1 protein-coding gene and 1 pseudogene are annotated in these 2,162 nt (G+C 68.6%); both read left to right on the top strand.

Features of this window, described 5'->3' with window-relative positions; translation table 11 throughout:
• Window positions 1-428 precede the first annotated feature (428 nt).
• Window positions 429-1,280 carry an ion transporter gene (locus tag DQW06_RS27115; RefSeq protein WP_370011581.1) on the top strand — a complete coding sequence of 284 codons (852 nt, stop codon included), beginning with the start codon at window positions 429-431 and terminating at the stop codon, window positions 1,278-1,280.
• 323 nt (window positions 1,281-1,603) lie between these two features.
• Window positions 1,604-2,162, top strand: a pseudogene (locus DQW06_RS27110) (hypothetical protein); the annotation flags it as partial.

The following is a 2,162-nucleotide window of genomic DNA, read 5'->3' as shown; positions in this document are numbered from 1 at the left end:
GGGATGGGCCCTTCCCGACGAGGAGGACGCGAGGGGCGCGGTGTTTTCGGTCTCACCGCCTTCGGACACTGATCGGACCGGAAGCCGGGGGTATGGGATGCGGCACCTGCCATTTCCCCTTCCTGCGCCTTCTGGGCGGCCGTCGGAACCGTGAGGGTGCGCCTTCTGTGAAGTGTGGGCACGGGGTGTGGTCGTGTCTGCCGGTGTGAGCGCGAAGCTGTACACGCCCGACCAAAGGCAGGCGCGCCGCGCAGAAGTTGAGTCCGCTTAGATATATTTGATGCCCCATGTCCGAATCGCTCGGAAGTGGAATTGGCGAGGGGGAAGCGGCATTGCGGCGTGCTCAGGTCACCAGGCTCGTGGAGAGTCAGTGGTTCTCCAACATCGTGCTCGCGGTGATTCTGGTCAATGCCGTGATTTTGGGTTGGATGACTTATGGGGGTTCCGCCCTTCCGTATCTGGTGGTCATCGAGTACGTCGTCGTCGGCGTGTTCGTCGTCGAGATGATCCTCAAGATCCACGCCTGGCGGGGACGGTTCTTCCGGAGCGCCTGGAACTGGTTCGACTTCCTGGTGGTGCTGGTCTCGGTGATCCCGGCCACCGGCCCGTTCGCCGTGCTCCGCATCCTGCGGGTGCTGCGGATCCTGCGGGTGATCACCGCCGTCCCGCAGATGCGGCAGATCATCACCGCGCTGTTCAAGGCCATGCCGGGGGTGGGAACGGTGATCGGCCTGCTCCTGGTGGTCATCTACACCTCGGCGATCATCGCCCACCAGCTGTTCGGTGAGGCCGTGCCGGTGTTCTTCGGCAATCTGGGCACGTCGCTGTACACGATGTTCCTGCTGATGACGACGGAGGGCTGGCCGGACGTCTCGGACGCGGTGCTGGCGGAGCATCCGACGGCCTGGATCTTCTTCGTGTGCTACATCGTGCTGACGGCGTTCATCATGCTGAACCTGGTCATCGCGGTGATCGTCACCTCCCTGGAGCAGGAGATCAGCGAGGTCCGCTGGGCCGAGGACCAGCAGTTGGAGGAGGTCCAGCACGAGGCGGTCATGGCCCGCCTGGTGGAACTCGGGCAGCAGGTCGAGCGCCTGGACCGGATGCTGCGCGAGCGGGACGCGGACCCCGGCGCCGCCGGCCTCCCGGGGAGCGTCCAGGCGGACCGGGCGACCCAGACAGCCCAGGCCGTCCGGACGATCCAGCCCGGGGAGCCGGCCGAGTCCGTCCGGCGCGGGAACGGGGACGCGGCGCAGCCGCCGCCTCCCTCACCCCTGTAGCCGAACAGACGCGGGCCTGGAGGCGGGCTGCCGGGTGTCCGCGTGCTCGTGTCACGCCCCGCGGACCAGAGGCGGCGACACGGGCGGGGGGAGGACGTGGGCGCTCGCAGCTCCCGGCCACGAACGGTGTCGAGGCGGGTAATCCGCCCGAAGGCGGGGGACGAGTGTTCCTCCGGCCCCGCCCGCTGAGTCCAGCGGCTTCCCCGACCCGGCGGCCTCCGGGCCTCCATGCTCCGCGAGGCTTCCTGACCCCCGTCTGTCAGCCCGAACTGCTAGGCATGAAGGCAGTATTTCACCCCCTGAAGCCCGAGAAGAGAGCCCTCATGCCCGACCTCACCGAGTTCGCGGGTCTGCCCGTGGTCGAGTTCCCCGCCAGCGGCACGTGGGAGGAACGGCTCGAACGTATCCGGGAACGGGGCGGAGACCCGCGCGACCCCGCCTCCAGGGCCTGGCGGCTGCGGACCAGCGAGCACCTCCGAAGGCCCCCCGAGGACAAGGGCGCCGACTACCTGGCCCGGTTCCTGTCCGAGGTGGACACCGGGCAGTTGACGGCACTCGTCATCGGCGAATGGGGTTATGCCTCCGACGGGGGTCTGTACCAGGCCGCGGACCTGCTGGTCGAGCACGCCGACGCGCTGCCGAACCTGCGCTCGGTCTTCTTCGGTGACATCACCTTCGACGAGTGCGAGCTGTCCTGGATCTCCCAGCCCGACCTGGCGCCGCTCGTGGCCGCCTTCCCCCGGTTGGAGGAGCTGACGGTGAAGGGCGCCGACGGCATGGAGGGGCAGCTCGGGCTGCACGTGCCCTCACACGAGGCGCTGCGCTCCCTCACCCTGGAGAGCGGGGGCCTGCCGGGCCGGGTCGTGCGCGAGGTGGCGTCCT

The sequence above is a fragment of the Nocardiopsis sp. TNDT3 genome, from assembly GCF_003427465.1.
In the GTDB taxonomy this organism is placed as follows: Bacteria; Actinomycetota; Actinomycetes; order Streptosporangiales; family Streptosporangiaceae; genus Nocardiopsis; species Nocardiopsis dassonvillei.
Note: the sequence above shows the minus strand (reverse complement) of the source record. Positions and strands in the feature narration are given on the sequence as shown.